This is a genomic window from Cellulomonas algicola, assembly GCF_003851725.1.
GTDB classification, from domain to species: domain Bacteria; phylum Actinomycetota; class Actinomycetes; order Actinomycetales; family Cellulomonadaceae; genus Cellulomonas; species Cellulomonas algicola.
The window spans coordinates 1-560 of the sequence record NZ_BHYL01000436.1 but is presented as its reverse complement, the minus strand read 5'-3'; the positions used below and the strand labels follow the sequence as shown (position 1 = coordinate 560).

The following is a 560-nucleotide window of genomic DNA, read 5'->3' as shown; positions in this document are numbered from 1 at the left end:
GCCCGGGGCTCGCGCGCAGCAGCGCACGCGCCCACCGCGGGTCGTGCTCGCGCTCCGCGGCGGCCGTCCAGCCGTCCAGCAGCGGCCCGGCGTCGGCGGCGGCGGCCAGCTGCGCGAGGGTGCCGGGGTCCCGACCGAGCCGGTCCCAGGCGGACAGCGGCGTGACCTCGACCAGCCGGGTGAGCAGCGCCGCCTTGGCCCCGGCACCGGGTGCGGGCGCGGCGAAGGGGTCGTCGGCCTCCGGCTCGGGGAGCTCGACGATGAGGTGGTCGCGCAGCATGCGCCGGGTGACCGTCACGGAGGCGAGCGCGCGCTCGGCGCACCGGGCCACGAACGCCGACGACGGCAGATGGGCCAGCACGCCGACGGCCGCGGCCCGCACCGCGACCGAGCGGTCCGCGAGCGCCGCGTCGAGGAACGGCTCGTCGTCCGGGGACAGGCGGGACCGCAGCGCACGGACGAGCGTCGCGCGCTCCTGCGCCCCGGCGCTGCGCCACGCCTCGGCGACCAGCGCACGGGCGGTCGCGGGGTCGGCCGTCCGCGCCCGGTCGAGCCACGCG

At 80.7% G+C, this 560-nt stretch carries 1 protein-coding gene; it reads right to left on the bottom strand.

Translation table 11 applies throughout. The features are described 5' to 3' along the window. Window positions 1-560: DUF5691 domain-containing protein (locus CTKZ_RS21810; protein WP_200829863.1), on the bottom strand; the 560-nt coding region annotated here is incomplete at both ends.